At 61.3% G+C, this 15,024-nt stretch carries 14 protein-coding genes; 11 read left to right on the forward strand and 3 right to left on the reverse strand.

What is annotated here, in order from left to right; translation table 11 throughout:
- Nucleotides 1–295: 295 nt before the first annotated feature.
- From nudF to ABTW55_RS01195, 6 genes are all read left to right on the forward strand, one after another.
- Entirely contained in the window at nucleotides 296–928 is a 633-nt protein-coding gene (gene nudF, locus ABTW55_RS01170) for an ADP-ribose diphosphatase (RefSeq protein WP_033649068.1), read from the forward strand.
- On the forward strand, nucleotides 928–1,353 hold the full coding sequence (locus ABTW55_RS01175) for a DUF1249 family protein (RefSeq protein ID WP_004937244.1): 426 nt from the start codon (nucleotides 928–930) through the stop codon (nucleotides 1,351–1,353). The genes nudF and ABTW55_RS01175 overlap by 1 nt, the downstream gene beginning before the upstream one ends.
- Before the next feature lie 27 nt (nucleotides 1,354–1,380).
- Nucleotides 1,381–2,208 carry a 3',5'-cyclic-AMP phosphodiesterase gene (gene cpdA, locus ABTW55_RS01180; protein ID WP_033636061.1) on the forward strand — a complete coding sequence of 276 codons (828 nt, stop codon included), beginning with the start codon at nucleotides 1,381–1,383 and terminating at the stop codon, nucleotides 2,206–2,208.
- Nucleotides 2,208–2,792: an esterase YqiA gene (yqiA, locus tag ABTW55_RS01185; RefSeq protein WP_025304306.1), complete on the forward strand. Its 585-nt coding sequence runs from the start codon at nucleotides 2,208–2,210 to the stop codon at nucleotides 2,790–2,792. Before cpdA ends, yqiA begins: the two co-directional genes overlap by 1 nt.
- Before the next feature lie 46 nt (nucleotides 2,793–2,838).
- Nucleotides 2,839–4,734, forward strand: a complete 1,896-nt coding sequence (parE, locus tag ABTW55_RS01190; protein ID WP_025304305.1) for a DNA topoisomerase IV subunit B — start codon at nucleotides 2,839–2,841, stop codon at nucleotides 4,732–4,734.
- 83 nt (nucleotides 4,735–4,817) lie between these two features.
- Entirely contained in the window at nucleotides 4,818–5,732 is a 915-nt protein-coding gene (locus ABTW55_RS01195; protein ID WP_049212936.1) for a LysR substrate-binding domain-containing protein, read from the forward strand.
- A gap of 5 nt (nucleotides 5,733–5,737) precedes the next feature.
- On the opposite strand, the gene ABTW55_RS01200 is transcribed toward ABTW55_RS01195, so the two are convergent.
- Together ABTW55_RS01200 and ABTW55_RS01205 are read right to left on the reverse strand one after the other, a co-directional pair.
- Nucleotides 5,738–6,046, reverse strand: a complete 309-nt coding sequence (locus ABTW55_RS01200; protein ID WP_033638602.1) for a putative quinol monooxygenase — start codon at nucleotides 6,044–6,046, stop codon at nucleotides 5,738–5,740.
- A 33-nt stretch (nucleotides 6,047–6,079) separates the two neighbouring features.
- On the reverse strand, nucleotides 6,080–6,661 hold the full coding sequence (locus ABTW55_RS01205) for an NAD(P)H-dependent oxidoreductase (RefSeq protein ID WP_060422912.1): 582 nt from the start codon (nucleotides 6,659–6,661) through the stop codon (nucleotides 6,080–6,082).
- 315 nt (nucleotides 6,662–6,976) lie between these two features.
- Between ABTW55_RS01205 and parC the strand changes: the two genes are divergently transcribed.
- From parC to ftsP, 3 genes are all read left to right on the forward strand, one after another.
- Nucleotides 6,977–9,250: a DNA topoisomerase IV subunit A gene (gene parC, locus ABTW55_RS01210; protein ID WP_039569308.1), complete on the forward strand. Its 2,274-nt coding sequence runs from the start codon at nucleotides 6,977–6,979 to the stop codon at nucleotides 9,248–9,250.
- Between the two features lie 245 nt (nucleotides 9,251–9,495).
- Complete coding sequence (locus ABTW55_RS01215) at nucleotides 9,496–10,230, forward strand: 1-acylglycerol-3-phosphate O-acyltransferase (RefSeq protein WP_060422915.1); 735 nt, start codon at nucleotides 9,496–9,498, stop codon at nucleotides 10,228–10,230.
- A gap of 132 nt (nucleotides 10,231–10,362) precedes the next feature.
- A complete protein-coding gene (gene ftsP / locus ABTW55_RS01220; protein WP_039569305.1) occupies nucleotides 10,363–11,778 on the forward strand; it encodes a cell division protein FtsP in 1,416 nt (471 codons plus the stop codon).
- A 17-nt stretch (nucleotides 11,779–11,795) separates the two neighbouring features.
- Here ftsP and ABTW55_RS01225 read toward each other — a convergent pair whose 3' ends face one another.
- On the reverse strand, nucleotides 11,796–12,707 hold the full coding sequence (locus tag ABTW55_RS01225; RefSeq protein ID WP_033654828.1) for a LysR family transcriptional regulator: 912 nt from the start codon (nucleotides 12,705–12,707) through the stop codon (nucleotides 11,796–11,798).
- A gap of 137 nt (nucleotides 12,708–12,844) precedes the next feature.
- Between ABTW55_RS01225 and xapA the strand changes: the two genes are divergently transcribed.
- Nucleotides 12,845–13,666, forward strand: coding sequence for a xanthosine phosphorylase (gene xapA / locus ABTW55_RS01230; RefSeq protein ID WP_041036721.1), 822 nt, complete (start codon nucleotides 12,845–12,847; stop codon nucleotides 13,664–13,666).
- 81 nt (nucleotides 13,667–13,747) lie between these two features.
- A complete protein-coding gene (locus ABTW55_RS01235) occupies nucleotides 13,748–14,998 on the forward strand; it encodes a nucleoside permease (protein ID WP_060423068.1) in 1,251 nt (416 codons plus the stop codon).
- Nucleotides 14,999–15,024 lie beyond the last annotated feature (26 nt).

Raw genomic sequence — 15,024 nt, forward strand, 5'->3', positions numbered from 1 at the left:
AAATAGTTGCCGATTCTAGCAGAGTCTGGGGTACGCATCAGGTGGCTGAATGTGCCATCTCACGTAACTTTTACCTTTCAGACCGCCCATTTACCTTGGCGTACTGCCCGGGTCGACTGCAGCTGATATTATGGCTGACAATCCGGATTGTTTCCCGCTATTACCTGCGAGCGCACAAACGTGCCGCATCCGGCGGCGGAAAACAGCCTAACATAAAGCCGCGGCGGAGAGTCCCGCTGTTTCTGTCATCAAAACCGATTATTTTATCGGCATACTCAAGCAGGAGAATTCGCGCATGAACCGTTCGCAGCCGTCGCCCGTTACTTTCGAGAAAAAAGATGTAGAAATTATTGCACGCGAGACGCTGTACCGTGGTTTTTTTTCACTCAATTTATACCGGTTTCGCCATCGGTTGTTCAATGGCGAAATGAGCCCTGAAATCACGCGTGAAATTTTCGAACGCGGCCATGCGGCGGTGCTGCTGCCCTACGATCCGGTGCGCGACGAGGTTGTGCTGATTGAACAACTGCGCATCGCCGCGGTTGATACCAGCCATTCGCCCTGGCTGCTGGAAATGGTGGCGGGTATGATCGAGACCGGCGAAAGCGTCGAGGACGTGTGCCGCCGCGAAGCGCAGGAGGAGGCCGGCGTGGTGGTCGGGCGCTGCAAGCCGGTGCTGAGCTACCTGGCCAGCCCCGGCGGCACCAGCGAACGTCTGTCGATCATGGTCGGCGAGGTGGACGCCGGTACCGCTGAGGGCATCCACGGCCTGGCGGAAGAACATGAAGATATCCGCGTCCACGTGGTCAGCCGTGAGCAGGCTTACCGCTGGGTTGAGGAGGGCGCGATCGATAACGCCGCATCAGTGATTGCATTGCAATGGCTGGCGTTGCACCATGAATCGTTGAGAAAAGAGTGGGCCAACTAATGAAACAGCGCTATACCCCTGATTTCCCCGAAATGATGAGATTGTGCGAAACCAACTTCGCGCAATTGCGCCGCTTGCTGCCGCGCAACGACGAAGCGGGCGAAACGGTGACTTATCAGGTGAACGGCGCCGGCTATCGTTTGACCATCGTTGAGTCCACGCGTTACACGTCGCTGGTGGAGATCGAGCAGATCTTTCCGGCGGTCAGCTACTGGAGCCTGCCCGCGATGACGGTGCGGCTGTACCATGACGCCATGGTTGCGGAAGTGTGTTCCAGTCAGCAGATCTATCGCTTTAAAGCGCGTTATGATTATCCTAATAAAAAGTTGCATCAACGCGACGAAAAGCATCAAATTAACCAGTTTCTTGCTGATTGGCTGCGCTACTGTTTGGCGCATGGAGCGATGGCGGTTCCGGTTTGTTAGACAGACTGAAATAACAAAGGACACCATTTGGAAAGCCTGTTTAAACTGCCCGTGGCGAGTGGGGCCGCGGTCAGGATTCTACAAATAACAGATACCCACCTTTTTGCCGGCGAACACGAGACGTTGCTCGGCATCAATACCTATCGCAGCTATCACGCGGTGCTGGACGCCATCCAGGCGCAGCGCCGCGACGTCGATTTGATCGTCGCCACGGGAGATTTGGCGCAGGATCATTCGCAAGAGGCCTACCGCCACTTCGCCGCCGGCATCGCGCAATTGCCGGCTCCCTGCGTGTGGCTGCCGGGCAACCATGATTTTCAACCGGCGATGGTCGACGCGTTGGCCGCCGCCGGCATCGCGCCTTCCAAACAGGTGCTGCTGGGCGACAGCTGGCAGGTGCTGATGCTGGACAGCCAGGTGTTCGGCGTGCCGCACGGCGAATTGAGCGAATACCAACTCGAGTGGATGGAGCGCTGCCTGCAGGCTCACCCCGAGCGCTATACGCTGTTGCTGCTGCACCATCATCCGCTGCCTTCCGGCTGCACCTGGCTCGATCAGCACAGCCTGCGCAACCCGCATATGCTGGGCGCGATCCTGCTGCGTTATCCGAAAGTGAATACCGTGGTGTGCGGGCACATTCACCAGGATCTGGATCTGGAATGGCAGGGCCGACGCCTGTTGGCGACGCCTTCCACCTGCGTGCAATTCAAGCCGCACTGCACGAACTTCACCATTGACGACGTCTCCCCCGGCTGGCGCTACCTCGATCTGCTGCCGGACGGCCGCGTCGAGACGCAGGTGTTCCGCCTGGAAAACGACGATTTCCGCCCCGATATGGACTCGGATGGATACTGATGCCTTCGACACTGCTCTACCTGCACGGTTTCAACAGTTCGCCGCAGTCGGCCAAGGCGGTGGCCTTCAAGGCCTGGCTGGCCGAGCACCATCCCGATATCGAAATGCTGGTGCCGCAACTGCCGGCCTTTCCGGCGGAGGCCGCCGAGATGCTGGAGAATATGGTGCTGGAGCGCGCCGGCCAAACGCTCGGGCTGGTCGGTTCATCGCTGGGCGGCTATTACGCCACCTGGCTGTCGCAGTGTTTTTCGCTGCCGGCGGTGGTGGTCAACCCGGCGGTCAAGCCGTTTGAGCTGCTGGTCGACTATCTCGGCGCCAACGAGAACCCCTACACCGGCCAGCAATATGTGTTAGAGTCTCGGCACGTTTACGATCTGAAAGTGATGCAGATCGATCCCTTGGAGTCGCCGGATTTAATCTGGCTGCTGCAGCAAACGGGCGATGAAATTCTCGATTACGGCCAGGCAGTGGCGTATTACACCGCGTGTCGGCAAACGGTGGAGTCGGGTGGAAACCACGCCTTCGTCGGTTTCGAGCACTACTTCCCCCAGATTGTGGATTTTTTAGGGCTAAACGCGGTCTGACGGACCGTTCCGGCACCTCCCTTTAACCACGAAAAAATAATCAACGATGACTCAATCCAGCTATAACGCTGATGCCATTGAAGTACTCAGCGGTCTAGAACCAGTGCGCCGTCGTCCCGGCATGTATACCGACACGACGCGCCCAAACCACCTCGGCCAAGAGGTGATCGATAACAGCGTCGACGAAGCGTTGGCCGGTCACGCCAAGCGCATCGACGTGATTTTGCACGCCGATCAGTCGCTGGAAGTGATCGACGACGGCCGCGGCATGCCGGTGGACATCCACCCGGAAGAGGGCGTGCCGGCGGTTGAGTTGATCCTGTGCCGGCTGCACGCCGGCGGTAAATTCTCGAATAAAAACTACCAGTTCTCCGGCGGCCTGCACGGCGTGGGGATCTCGGTGGTCAACGCCCTGTCGAAGCGGGTGGAAGTCAACGTGCGCCGCGATGGCAACGTCTACGGCATCGCCTTCGAAAACGGCGACAAGGTGCAAGATCTGACGGTGACCGGCACCTGCGGCAAACGCAACACCGGCACCAGCGTGCACTTCTGGCCGGACGAGCAGTTCTTCGACAGCCCGCGCTTCTCGGTATCGCGCCTGACTCACCTGCTGAAAGCCAAAGCGGTGCTGTGCCCTGGCGTCGAGATCTATTTTATCGACAAGGTGAACAACACCGAACAGCGCTGGTGCTATCAGGACGGCCTGACCGACTACCTGATGGAAGCGGTCAACGGCCTGATCACCCTGCCGGAAGCGCCGTTCGTCGGCAATTTCGCCGGGGACACCGAAGCGGTGGACTGGGCGCTGCTGTGGCTGCCGGAAGGCGGCGAGCTGCTGACCGAAAGCTACGTCAACCTGATCCCGACCATGCAGGGCGGCACCCACGTCAACGGCCTGCGTCAGGGGCTGCTGGACGCGATGCGCGAGTTCTGCGAATTCCGCAACATTCTGCCGCGCGGCGTGAAGCTGTCGGCGGAGGATATCTGGGATCGCTGTGCCTACGTGCTGTCGGTGAAGATGCAGGATCCGCAGTTCGCCGGGCAGACCAAAGAGCGTCTCTCCTCGCGCCAGTGCGCGGCCTTCGTTTCCGGCGTGGTGAAAGACGCCTTCAGCCTGTGGCTGAACCAGAACGTTCAGGCGGCGGAACAGCTGGCCGAGCTGGCGATCTCCAGCGCCCAGCGCCGCCTGCGCGCCGCCAAGAAAGTGGTGCGCAAAAAGCTGACCAGCGGGCCGGCGCTGCCGGGCAAGCTGGCGGACTGCACCTCGCAGGATCTGGCCATGACCGAACTGTTCCTGGTGGAAGGGGACTCGGCGGGCGGATCGGCCAAGCAGGCGCGCGATCGTGAATATCAGGCGATCATGCCGCTCAAGGGCAAGATCCTGAACACCTGGGAAGTGTCTTCGGACGAAGTGCTGGCCTCGCAGGAAGTGCACGACATTTCCGTGGCGATCGGCATCGATCCGGACAGCGAAGATCTCAGCCAGCTGCGCTACGGCAAAATCTGCATCCTGGCGGATGCGGACTCCGACGGCCTGCACATCGCCACGCTGCTGTGCGCGCTGTTCGTGCGCCACTTCCGCTCGCTGGTGAAAGGCGGCCACGTCTATGTCGCCATGCCGCCGCTGTACCGTATCGATCTCGGTAAAGAGGTGTTCTACGCGCTGGATGAAGAAGAGAAAGCCGGCGTGCTGGAACAGCTGAAGCGCAAGAAGGGCAAGCCGAACGTACAGCGCTTTAAAGGGCTGGGCGAGATGAACCCACTGCAGCTGCGCGAAACCACCCTCGATCCGAACACCCGCCGTCTGGTGCAACTGACGGTGGCAGAGGATGACGTCGATCAGACGCTGGCGGTGATGGACATGCTGTTGGCCAAGAAGCGTTCGGAAGATCGCCGCAACTGGCTGCAAGACAAGGGCGACATGGCCGAATTGGCGGTCTGAGCCTGACCCTGGCCCGGTGAAACGCCGGGCCTGCTTTCCCGCAGGGCGTTGCATGCGGCGCCCGTCAACCTGGGACGAACCGCGTGAAGATCACCCTCGAAGAGCTGCTGGCGTTCACTGCGGTGGTCGACAGTGGTTCGGTCACCGCCGCCGCCGATCGGCTCGGCCAAACCACCTCCGGCGTCAGCCGCGCACTCAGCCGCCTGGAAACGAAACTCGATGCTACGCTCTTGCGCCGCACCACGCGTCGCCTGAGCCTGACCGAAGAAGGGCAGAGCTTCCTGGCGCCTGCGCGCGAAATACTGCGTTCGGTGGATCAGGCCGAAGAACTGATGGCGCTGCGGCGCCAGCTGCCCGCCGGTCGGCTGCGGGTCAACGCCGCCGCCCCTTTCATGGCGCACGTGCTGGTGCCGATGGTGGCGGAGTTCCGCCGTCGTTATCCGCAGATTGAGCTGGAGTTGGACACCGACGATCGCAATATCGACCTGTTGGAGAAACGCGCCGATATCGCGATCCGCATCGGCGCGCTGCGTGACTCCACGCTGCATGCGCGCCTGCTGGGGCACAGCCGGTTGCGCATCCTCGCCAGCCCGGATTACCTGCAACGGCATGGCGAACCGCGCGGCGTGGAAGATCTGCACCGCCATTGCCTGTTGGGATTCACCTACCCGGAATCGCTGAACCAGTGGCCGCTGCGTTACCGGCAGGCGCGGCATTTCGCCATCGAACCGACGATCTCGGCCTCCAGCGGGGAGACGCTGCGTGAGTTGGCGCTGCGCGGAGCGGGCATTGTCCAGCTGGCGGACTTCATGACCCGCCGCGATCGGGAAGCGGGCCGGCTGGTACCGCTGCTGGTGCGGGAGACGCTGGACGTGCGCCAGCCGATCAACGCGGTGTATTACCACGACGCCCAGCTGGCAGCGCGCCTCACCTGTTTTCTCGACTACGTCAGCGCCCGCCTTGAGGGAGAGCCGCCAGAGGCCGCAGAGGGCCTCTGAAGGGATTACAGCGCGTTTTCCAGCACGTAGATCTCGGTGCCCAGCACGTAGTCCTTGATGGTCTCGCGGTGCTTGAGCATATGGTCGATCTGCAGGTGTTTTTCCAGATGCGCCTGGCTTTGCCATTTTTCCAGCATAAACACCGAGTCCGGCGACAGTTTCTGCCAGGGGGCCTGCGTGTGGCTGTCTACCATCGGCGTGTATTCGCCGCAGCCTTCTTCCGCCAGCACCAGCGGCACCAGTTTTTCAATGGCTTGTAACACGGTGGCGCGGTGGCCGGGTTTGACTTTGATTTCTGCGATTACGGTGATCATCATTACCTCGTTGGTTAAGCCCTTCGCTGCCAGTTAAGCAAAAATTCCCGCCAGATGCTCGCGATAACGTGCGATGTCCGTTTCGATATCCGGTTGTTTTATCACGTCATTGCAGATAAAGGTCGGCAAGGCTTCCATCCCCAGGAACTGATTGGCCTTGTGGAAGTGCAGGTAAACGCCGTCGACGCCGACGCCGTGGAAGAACTGGTTCGGATCGGTGAAGGCTTCGAGCGGGGCGTTCCAGGTCAGGCTCAGCAGGTATTTTGTGCCCTGAATCAGGCCGCCGGAGCCGTACTTCTTGCCGGCGTCGGAGCGGGTGCGGCCATCGCTGGCGTACAGGCTGCCGTGGCCGGCGGTGAACACTTCGTCGATGTATTTTTTCAGGATCCACGGCTCGCCCATCCACCAACCTGGCATCTGATAGATGACCGCGTCGGCCCACAGGTATTTCTGCACTTCGGCCTCAATGTCATAGCCGTCGTCGACCACCGTGACCTGCACCTCGTGCTGCAGATCGCGCAGGAAGCTTTCCGCCACGTCGCTCAGGGTTTGGTTGAGTTCGCCGTTGGAATGGCCGAATTGCTTTTTAGCGTTGATAATCAGGATATTGCTCATCTTTTGCGTCTCCCGTCAGAGTTAAGATAGATGCCGTTTTCCGCTGCGGTGCGCAAAAACAGCTTGCTGAACGAGAGTGTAATCGCTGACCAGGCAAGGAAAAACGTGACGACAGACACAACAGTGTTGATTCTTAATCAACAATCGCGATGGAATTTTGCCTAAACGTCCCGGCGGCAGCGCCTTCGGCCGACGATCCTTGCGCCAACTGTGACAGCCACCCCGCAGATGGGTTACTATCGCGGGCAGAATCGACAAGCGATGCCTTATTGTCGTCCAGGGATTGCCAAGCCACGGTCTGAGGATAATTGAGTAATGAGTGATCTGACTCATGATGGTGTAGAGCGTTTACCGCTGCACACATTCACTGAAAACGCCTATCTGAACTATTCCATGTACGTCATCATGGATCGGGCGTTGCCGTACATTGGCGACGGTTTGAAGCCGGTACAACGCCGCATCATCTACGCCATGTCTGAGCTGGGGCTGAACAACAGCGCCAAATTCAAGAAATCCGCCCGCACCGTGGGCGACGTGCTGGGTAAATACCACCCGCACGGCGACAGCGCGTGTTATGAAGCCATGGTGCTGATGGCGCAGCCGTTCTCGTATCGCTATCCGCTGGTGGACGGCCAGGGGAACTGGGGGGCGCCGGACGATCCCAAGTCGTTCGCGGCGATGCGTTATACCGAATCCCGCCTGTCCAAATACGCCGAAGTCTTGCTGGCCGAGCTGGGGCAAGGCACCGTCGACTGGATCCCGAACTTTGACGGCACGTTGCAAGAGCCGAAGATGTTGCCGGCGCGCCTGCCGAACATCCTGCTGAACGGCACCACCGGTATCGCCGTCGGCATGGCGACCGACATTCCGCCGCACAACGTGCGCGAAGTCGCCGCCGCTGCGGTGGCGCTGCTCGACAAGCCGGGCGCCTCGCTCGACGATCTGCTCGAATTCGTGCAGGGGCCGGACTTCCCGACCGAAGCCGAGATCATCACCCCGCGCGACGAAATCCGCAAAATTTACCAGAGCGGGCGCGGCTCTGTGCGCATGCGCGCCGTGTGGAAGAAAGAAGACGGCAGCGCGGTGATCACCGCCTTGCCGCACCAGGTGTCCGGCGCCAAGGTGCTGGAGCAGATCGCCAGCCAGATGCGCGCCAAGAAACTGCCGATGGTCGAAGATCTGCGCGATGAGTCCGACCACGAAAACCCGACGCGTCTGGTGATCGTGCCGCGCTCCAACCGTATCGATCTGGAACAGGTGATGAACCACCTGTTCGCCACCACCGATCTGGAACGCAGCTACCGCATCAACATGAACATGATCGGTCTGGATAACCGCCCGCAGGTCAAAGGGCTGGTGGAGATCCTCACCGAATGGCTGGCCTACCGTCGCGACACGGTGCGCCGCCGCCTGAACTACCGCCTCGAGAAAGTGCTGAAACGCCTGCATATCCTCGAAGGTTTGCTGGTGGCGTTCCTCAATATCGACGAGGTGATCCACATCATCCGCAGCGAGGATGAGCCGAAGCCGGTGCTGATGCAGCGTTTCGGCATCTCCGACACCCAGGCGGAAGCGATCCTCGAGCTGAAACTGCGTCACCTGGCCAAGCTGGAAGAGGTCAAGATCCGCGGTGAGCAGGATGAGTTGGCGAAAGAGCGCGATCAGCTGCAGGCGCTGCTGGCGTCCGAACGCAAGCTGAACACGCTGATCAAGAAAGAGATCCAGGCCGATGCGCAGACCTACGGCGACGATCGCCGTTCGCCGCTGACCGAGCGTGCGGAAGCCAAGGCGATGAGCGAGCACGACTTCGTGCCGTCCGAGCCGGTGACCATCGTGCTGTCGGAAATGGGCTGGGTGCGCAGCGCCAAGGGCCACGACATCGATCCGGCCGGCCTGAGCTACAAGGCCGGCGACAGCTTCCGCGGCGCGGCGCGCGGCAAGAGCAACCAGCCGGTGGTATTCATCGACTCCACCGGGCGCAGCTATGCGCTCGACCCGATGACGCTGCCTTCGGCGCGCGGGCAGGGCGAGCCGCTGACCGGCAAGCTGACGCCGCCGCCGGGCGCCACTATTGAGCAGGTGCTGATGGCGGCCGACGATCAGAAGCTGCTGATGGCGTCCGATGCCGGTTACGGCTTCGTTTGCACCTTCAACGATTTGGTGGCGCGCAACCGCGCCGGCAAGGTGATGATCACGCTGCCGGACAACGCCAGGGCGCTGCCGCCGATGGAAATCCACGGCGCAGACGACATGCTGCTGTCGATCACCGCCGCCGGGCGCATGCTGATGTTCCCGGTCGCCGATCTGCCGCAGCTGTCGAAGGGCAAAGGCAACAAGATCGTCTCCATTCCGGCAGCCCAGGCGGCGGCCGGTGACGACAAGCTGGCCTGGCTGTTCGTGCTGCCGCCGCAGGCGTCCGTCACGCTGCACGTCGGCAAACGCAAGCTGACGCTGCGGCCGGAGGATTTGCAGAAATTCCGCGCCGAGCGCGGGCGCAAGGGCACCCAGCTGCCGCGCGGCCTGCAGCGCATCGATCGCGTCGAAGTGGATGCGCCGATGCGGGCGTCGGGCGGCGACAGCGAAGAGTAAGCGTTGGCGCCAGCGTTAACGGGCGGTCGCAGCATGCTGTGGCCGCCTTATTATTTTTACTGGCGTTTATTTTCCAAATAGTTAACATTTCTGCGCATAAAATTATTGTGCGTATTGCCGGCTGGCGGGAAAATAGCGAGAAAGGCAGGCGACATCGGCGTGCTTATCGCCTGGCCGGCAAATAATGAGTAAAGGAATCTGCGCAGCGAAGTAAACTGCGTTGGCAGTGTGCTAATGAGGTTGTTATGTTATTGATTTTGCGTGCCGTTCTCGCCACTCTTTTCTGTATTCTGGTGTGTATTTTCGGTTCTGTTTATTGCTTGTTCAGCCCGCGCAATCCCCGCCATGTGGCGACCTTCGGCCACCTTTTCGGCCGCCTGTCGACGCTGTTCGGCATCAAGGTTGAAACCCGCGTGCCGGCCGATGCGGCCAACAACGGCAACTGCATCTATATCGCCAACCACCAAAATAACTACGACATGGTGACGGCCGCCAATATCGTGCAGCCGCGCACCGTGACCGTCGGTAAAAAAAGTCTGGTGTGGATCCCGTTTTTCGGCCCGCTGTATTGGCTGACCGGTAATCTGCTGATAGATCGTGATAATCGCGCCAAGGCGCACGGCACCATCGCCCAGGTGGCGGAGCAGTTCAAAAAGAAAGACATTTCGATCTGGATGTTCCCGGAAGGGACCCGCAGCCGCGGTCGCGGGCTGATGCCGTTTAAAACCGGCGCGTTCCACGCGGCCATCGCCGCCGGCGTGCCGATTGTGCCGATCTGCGTATCGACCACCAGCGGTAATATAAATCTTAATCGCTGGAATAACGGTCACGTGATCGTCGAGATGTTGGCGCCGGTGGATACCAGCAAATACGGCAAAGAAAACGTGCGCGAGCTGGCGGCGCATTGCCGCAAGCTGATGGAGGCGAAAATCGCCCAATTGGACGCCGAAGTCGCCCAGCGCAACGCCGCCAAAAAATAAGAGTCTACCGGCTTCAAAGAATACGTTTTTAATTGGCGTTCAGCGCCGTTAACGCCTGAGCGCCTGCTAATCTTGATTGGCGGGCGTTTGGGTTTTGCACACGGTTTAGTTATTGCTTTTCATGGAGAAAATATGTCACTCAGTCGACGTCAGTTTATACAGGCATCGGGCCTGGCGCTGTGCGCGAGCGCCGTGCCGCTGAGGGCAGAGGCGAGCGGAACGCAGACCCCATTACCCATTCCTCCACTGCTGGAGTCTCGCCGCGGTCAGCCGCTGTTCCTGACCCTGCAGCGCGCCCACTGGGCGTTTATGGATAACCGCAAGGCGGCGGTGTGGGGCATCAACGGCATGTATTTGGGGCCGACGGTGCGGGTTTACAGCGGTGACGACGTCAAACTGATCTACAGCAACCGCCTGCAGGAGCCGGTGGCGATGACCGTCAGCGGTCTGCAGGTGCCGGGCACGCTGATGGGCGGCGCGCCGCGCATGATGTCGCCCAACGTCGACTGGTCGCCGGTGCTGCCTATTCGTCAGGCGGCGGCCACCTGTTGGTACCATGCCAATACGCCGAACCGCATGGCGCCGCACGTTTACAACGGGCTGGCCGGGCTGTGGCTGGTGGAGGATGCCGTCAGCAAAGCGCTGCCGCTGCCCAACCACTACGGCGTCGACGATTTCCCACTGATCATTCAGGACAAGCGCTTCGATAACTTCGGCACGCCGCAATACGATGCGCCGTCGCAGGGCGGTTTCGTCGGCGATACGCTGTTGGTCAACGGCGTGCAAAATCCGTATGTAGAGGTGTCGCGCGGCTGGGTGCGTTTGCGCCTGCTCAACGCCTCCAACGCGCGCCGCTATACCCTGCAGCTCAGCGACGGGCGCCCATTCAACGTGATCGCCAGCGATCAGGGCTTCCTGCCCGCGCCGGTCGCGGTGCAGCAGCTGTCGCTGGCGCCGGGCGAACGCCGGGAAGTGCTGATCGACATGTCGAAGGGCGAGGAGGTGACCATCACCGCCGGTGAAGCGGCGGGCATCATGGATCGCCTGCGCGGCCTGTTCGAGCCGTCGAGCATTCTGGTGTCCACCCAGGTGCTGACGCTGCGCCCGACCGGCCTGCTGCCGCTGGTGACCGACAACCTGCCGATGCGCCTGCTGGCGGATCAGCTGTTGGACGGCAGCGCCAGCCGCACCCGCGATTTCCGCCTGGGCGACGGCGGCGTCGGCATCAACGGCGCGATTTGGGACATGAACCGCATCGACGTGCAGGCGCAGCAAGGCACCTGGGAACGCTGGAACATTCATGCGGATACGCCGCAGTCGTTCCATATTCAGGGCGTGCAGTTCCTGATCAAACGCGTCAACGGCGCGCAGCCGATGGCGGAAGATCGCGGCTGGAAGGACACCGTCTGGGTCGATGGCGACGTCGAGCTGCTGGTGTATTTCAACCAACCTACCTCCGAACACTTCCCGTTCCTGTATTACAGCCAGACGTTGGAGATGGCCGATCGCGGCACCGCCGGCCAGCTGATGGTGCAGCCGACGATGTAATCTGCGCTGCGGGCCGCTTACGGCGCCCGCAGCATCTCCAGAAAGGCCTCTACGACCGGCGTGACGCTGTCGGCGCGGTAAACCGCGTACAGATCCGCCGGCGGCGCCTGTTGCAGCGAGCAAAAGCGGACGCCGGGCCACGGAATGCGGCCGTAGCTGTCCGGCAGCAGCGTAATGCCGCAGCCCTCCGCCACCAGCGCCAGCAGGGTTTGCGGCTCGTTGACCTGATAAGCGACGTCCGGCAAAAATCCCTGCTGCAGGCACAGATTGTGCAGATACAGCCCCAGGCTGGCCTCGTGCGGCGGCAGCACGATGAAACTGTCGTTCTGCAGCGCCGCCAGCGGGATGCTTTCCTGCTGCGCCAGCGGATGATCGAGCGGCAGCACCACGGCGATGCTCTCGCTCGCCAAGCGTTGGCAGGTCAACCCCGGCAGCGTCTGTTGCTGCGCCTCTCGCCAGACCCCGATATCGATATGCCGCTTTTGCAGCGCGGCGATTTGCTGGCTGGGCGTCAGCTCGTTCAACGACCAGGTGACGCCGGCGTTTTGCTCGCTGAACCGCCGCAGCGCCGCGATCAGCCCGCCCCAGGCCGAGGTACCGACCATGCCGACCACCATGTGGCCGCCTTCGCCGCGCCCCATCTGTTGCACCTGATGCAGCGCGCTGTCGGCCTGATCCAGCAGCCGCTCGACGTTGCGCAGCAGCGTGCGGCCGGCCGGCGTCAGCGTCATGGAGCGGGTGGTGCGTTTGAACAGCACCACGCCGAGCTGGCTTTCCAGCTCCTTGATGTGCTTGCTGAGCGGCGGCTGTGACATATTCAGCCGCCGCGCCGCCTGGGTGAAGTTCATCTCTTCCGCCACCACGCGGAAATAGTGCAGCAGGCGGAAGTTAATCCGGCCGGGATCGGGCAGGGCATGGGGCTGATTCATCCGGGGTATCGCCTCCTTGTGACGCAGCTCAACTTATAGGTAAATGGAATAAATCGGCCGCCAAGAATGTATTGGTCTCGGCCGCGCCTCGCTCTCTACTATGGGGATTATTATCCCCCGCTGAAAGAGAGAATACGATGTTTAATCAAGAAGATGCTTTTACCTGCGCCGATGTCGTCCGCGCACGCCTGCCGGGTTTCCAGCCGAAAGCGGCCTTGATTCTCGGCTCCGGACTCGGCGCCCTGGCGGAGGTGATGACCGAAACCGTCACCATCGACTACGCGGAGCTGCCGGGCTTCCCGGTGAGCGGCGTCGCCGGCCATGCCGGGCAGCTGGTCGCCGGCAAGCTGGAAGGCGTGCCGGTATTGTGCATGAAAGGGCGCGGTCATTTCTATGAAGGGCGCGGCATGCAGGTGATGACCACCGCAGTGCGCACCTTCAAACTGCTGGGCTGTGAATTCCTGCTGGCGACCAACGCCGCCGGTTCGCTGCGCCGCTCGGTGGCGCCGGGCAGCCTGGTGGCCATCACCGATCACATCAACTTCATGCCGGAATCGCCGCTGGTCGGCGCCAACGACGAGCGCTTCGGGCCGCGCTTCTTCAGCCTGGCGAACGCCTACGATCGCGATCTGCGCGCCCGGCTGGCGGCGGTGGCCGAAAGCGCGGGCATTCCGCTGGCGGAAGGGGTATTCGCCGCCTACACCGGGCCGAATTTCGAAACGCCGGCGGAGATCCGCATGATGCAGACCCTGGGCTGCGACGTGGTGGGCATGTCGATCGTGCCGGAAGTCCTGACGGCGCGCCACTGCGGCCTCAAGGTGCTGGTGGTGTCCGCGATGACCAACTACGCCGAAGGGCTGTCGGATACGCCGCTCTCCCATGAACAAACGCTCAGCTGCGCGGCGCTGGCGGCGGACGATTTCATGCGCCTGATCCGCGAGCTGTTCAAAACGCTGTAACACCGCAGGCAAACCGGCGGCGGGCTGCAGGGGGCCCGCCGCACCAATCATCGTTGAAAGCATAATAACAAGGTGATGGCGATGGCGATAAAAGCACGATTGAAGGTCATGATTTTCCTGCAGTTCTTTATCTGGGGTGCCTGGTTGGTGACGCTGGGCTCCTACATGATCAACACGCTGCATTTCAGCGGCATGCAGGTGGGGATGGTTTACAGCGCCAAAGGCATCGCCGCGCTGATCATGCCGGGGCTGGCGGGCATCATCGCCGATCGGTGGATGAAGGCCAACTACCTGTATGCGCTTTGTCACCTGCTCGGGGCGCTGGCGCTGTACTGCGCGGCGCAGGTCGAGCAACCGATGCTGATGTTCTGGGTGATGCTGTTCAACGCCATGGTCTATATGCCGACCATCGCGCTCTCCAACGCCATTTCCTATTTTTGTCTCGAAAAGCACGGCTTTGACACGGTGAAGGACTTTCCGCCGGTGCGGGTGTACGGCACGGTGGGGTTCATTCTGGCGATGTGGCTGGTCGGCTTCAGCCGAATCGAGCTCAGCAATCTGCAGCTGTATCTGGCTTCTGCGGCGTCGCTGCTGCTGTCCGCTTATTCACTGACGCTGCCGCGCTGCCCGACCAACCGCGCGGCCGAGTCGAAGAGTTGGGTGAGCGTGCTGGGGCTGGATGCGCTGGTGCTGTTCCGCCAGCGGCGCATGGCGCTGTTTTTCCTGTTCGCCATGTTACTTGGCGCGGCGCTGCAGATAACCAATACCTTCGGCAACCCGTTCCTGCACGATCTGTCGCTCAACCCGCTGTATCAGGACAGCCTCAGCGTTCGGTATCCGGCGGTGCTGCTGTCGCTGTCGCAGATCTCCGAAGTGTTCTTTATCCTCACCATTCCCTTCTTCCTGCGCCGTTACGGCATCAAGCAGGTGATGCTGATCAGCATGGCGGCCTGGACGCTGCGCTTCCTGTTCCTGGCCTATGGCACGCCGGTCGGCTTTGGTTTCGTTCTGCTGCTGCTGTCGATGATCGTCTACGGCTGTGCGTTCGACTTCTTTAATATCTCCGGCGCCATCTTCGTCGAGAAAGAGGCCGATCGCCGCATCCGCTCCAGCGCGCAGGGGCTGTTCATGACTATGGTGAACGGTTTGGGCGCCTATCTGGGGGCGCTCGCCAGCGGCGAGGTGGTGGACTTCTTCAGCCATGACGGCGTGAAAGACTGGCAGAGCATCTGGCTGGTGTTTGCGCTGTATACGCTGGTGTTGGGGATCGTGTTCGCGTTGAGCTTCAACTACCGCCACCCGCCGCAGGAGAGTGCGGTAGCGGCGCAGTAAGACTGGGGGCGCCGCTGGCTGCGCCC

The organism is Serratia sp. SM04, assembly GCF_040280225.1.
Classification (GTDB): Bacteria; Pseudomonadota; Gammaproteobacteria; order Enterobacterales; family Enterobacteriaceae; genus Serratia; species Serratia sarumanii.

Bases quoted from the DNA above. Each gene is read 5' to 3' on its own strand.
- nudF (WP_033649068.1), top strand. From the start codon at position 296: ATGAACCGTTCGCAGCCGTCGCCCGTTACTTTCGAGAAAAAAGATGTA.
- ABTW55_RS01175 (WP_004937244.1), top strand. From the start codon at position 928: ATGAAACAGCGCTATACCCCTGATTTCCCCGAAATGATGAGATTGTGC.
- yqiA (WP_025304306.1), top strand. From the start codon at position 2,208: ATGCCTTCGACACTGCTCTACCTGCACGGTTTCAACAGTTCGCCGCAG.
- parE (WP_025304305.1), top strand. From the start codon at position 2,839: ATGACTCAATCCAGCTATAACGCTGATGCCATTGAAGTACTCAGCGGT.
- ABTW55_RS01200 (WP_033638602.1), bottom strand. From the start codon at position 6,046: ATGATCACCGTAATCGCAGAAATCAAAGTCAAACCCGGCCACCGCGCC.
- ABTW55_RS01205 (WP_060422912.1), bottom strand. From the start codon at position 6,661: ATGAGCAATATCCTGATTATCAACGCTAAAAAGCAATTCGGCCATTCC.
- parC (WP_039569308.1), top strand. From the start codon at position 6,977: ATGAGTGATCTGACTCATGATGGTGTAGAGCGTTTACCGCTGCACACA.
- ABTW55_RS01215 (WP_060422915.1), top strand. From the start codon at position 9,496: ATGTTATTGATTTTGCGTGCCGTTCTCGCCACTCTTTTCTGTATTCTG.
- ftsP (WP_039569305.1), top strand. From the start codon at position 10,363: ATGTCACTCAGTCGACGTCAGTTTATACAGGCATCGGGCCTGGCGCTG.
- ABTW55_RS01225 (WP_033654828.1), bottom strand. From the start codon at position 12,707: ATGAATCAGCCCCATGCCCTGCCCGATCCCGGCCGGATTAACTTCCGC.
- xapA (WP_041036721.1), top strand. From the start codon at position 12,845: ATGTTTAATCAAGAAGATGCTTTTACCTGCGCCGATGTCGTCCGCGCA.
- ABTW55_RS01235 (WP_060423068.1), top strand. From the start codon at position 13,748: ATGGCGATAAAAGCACGATTGAAGGTCATGATTTTCCTGCAGTTCTTT.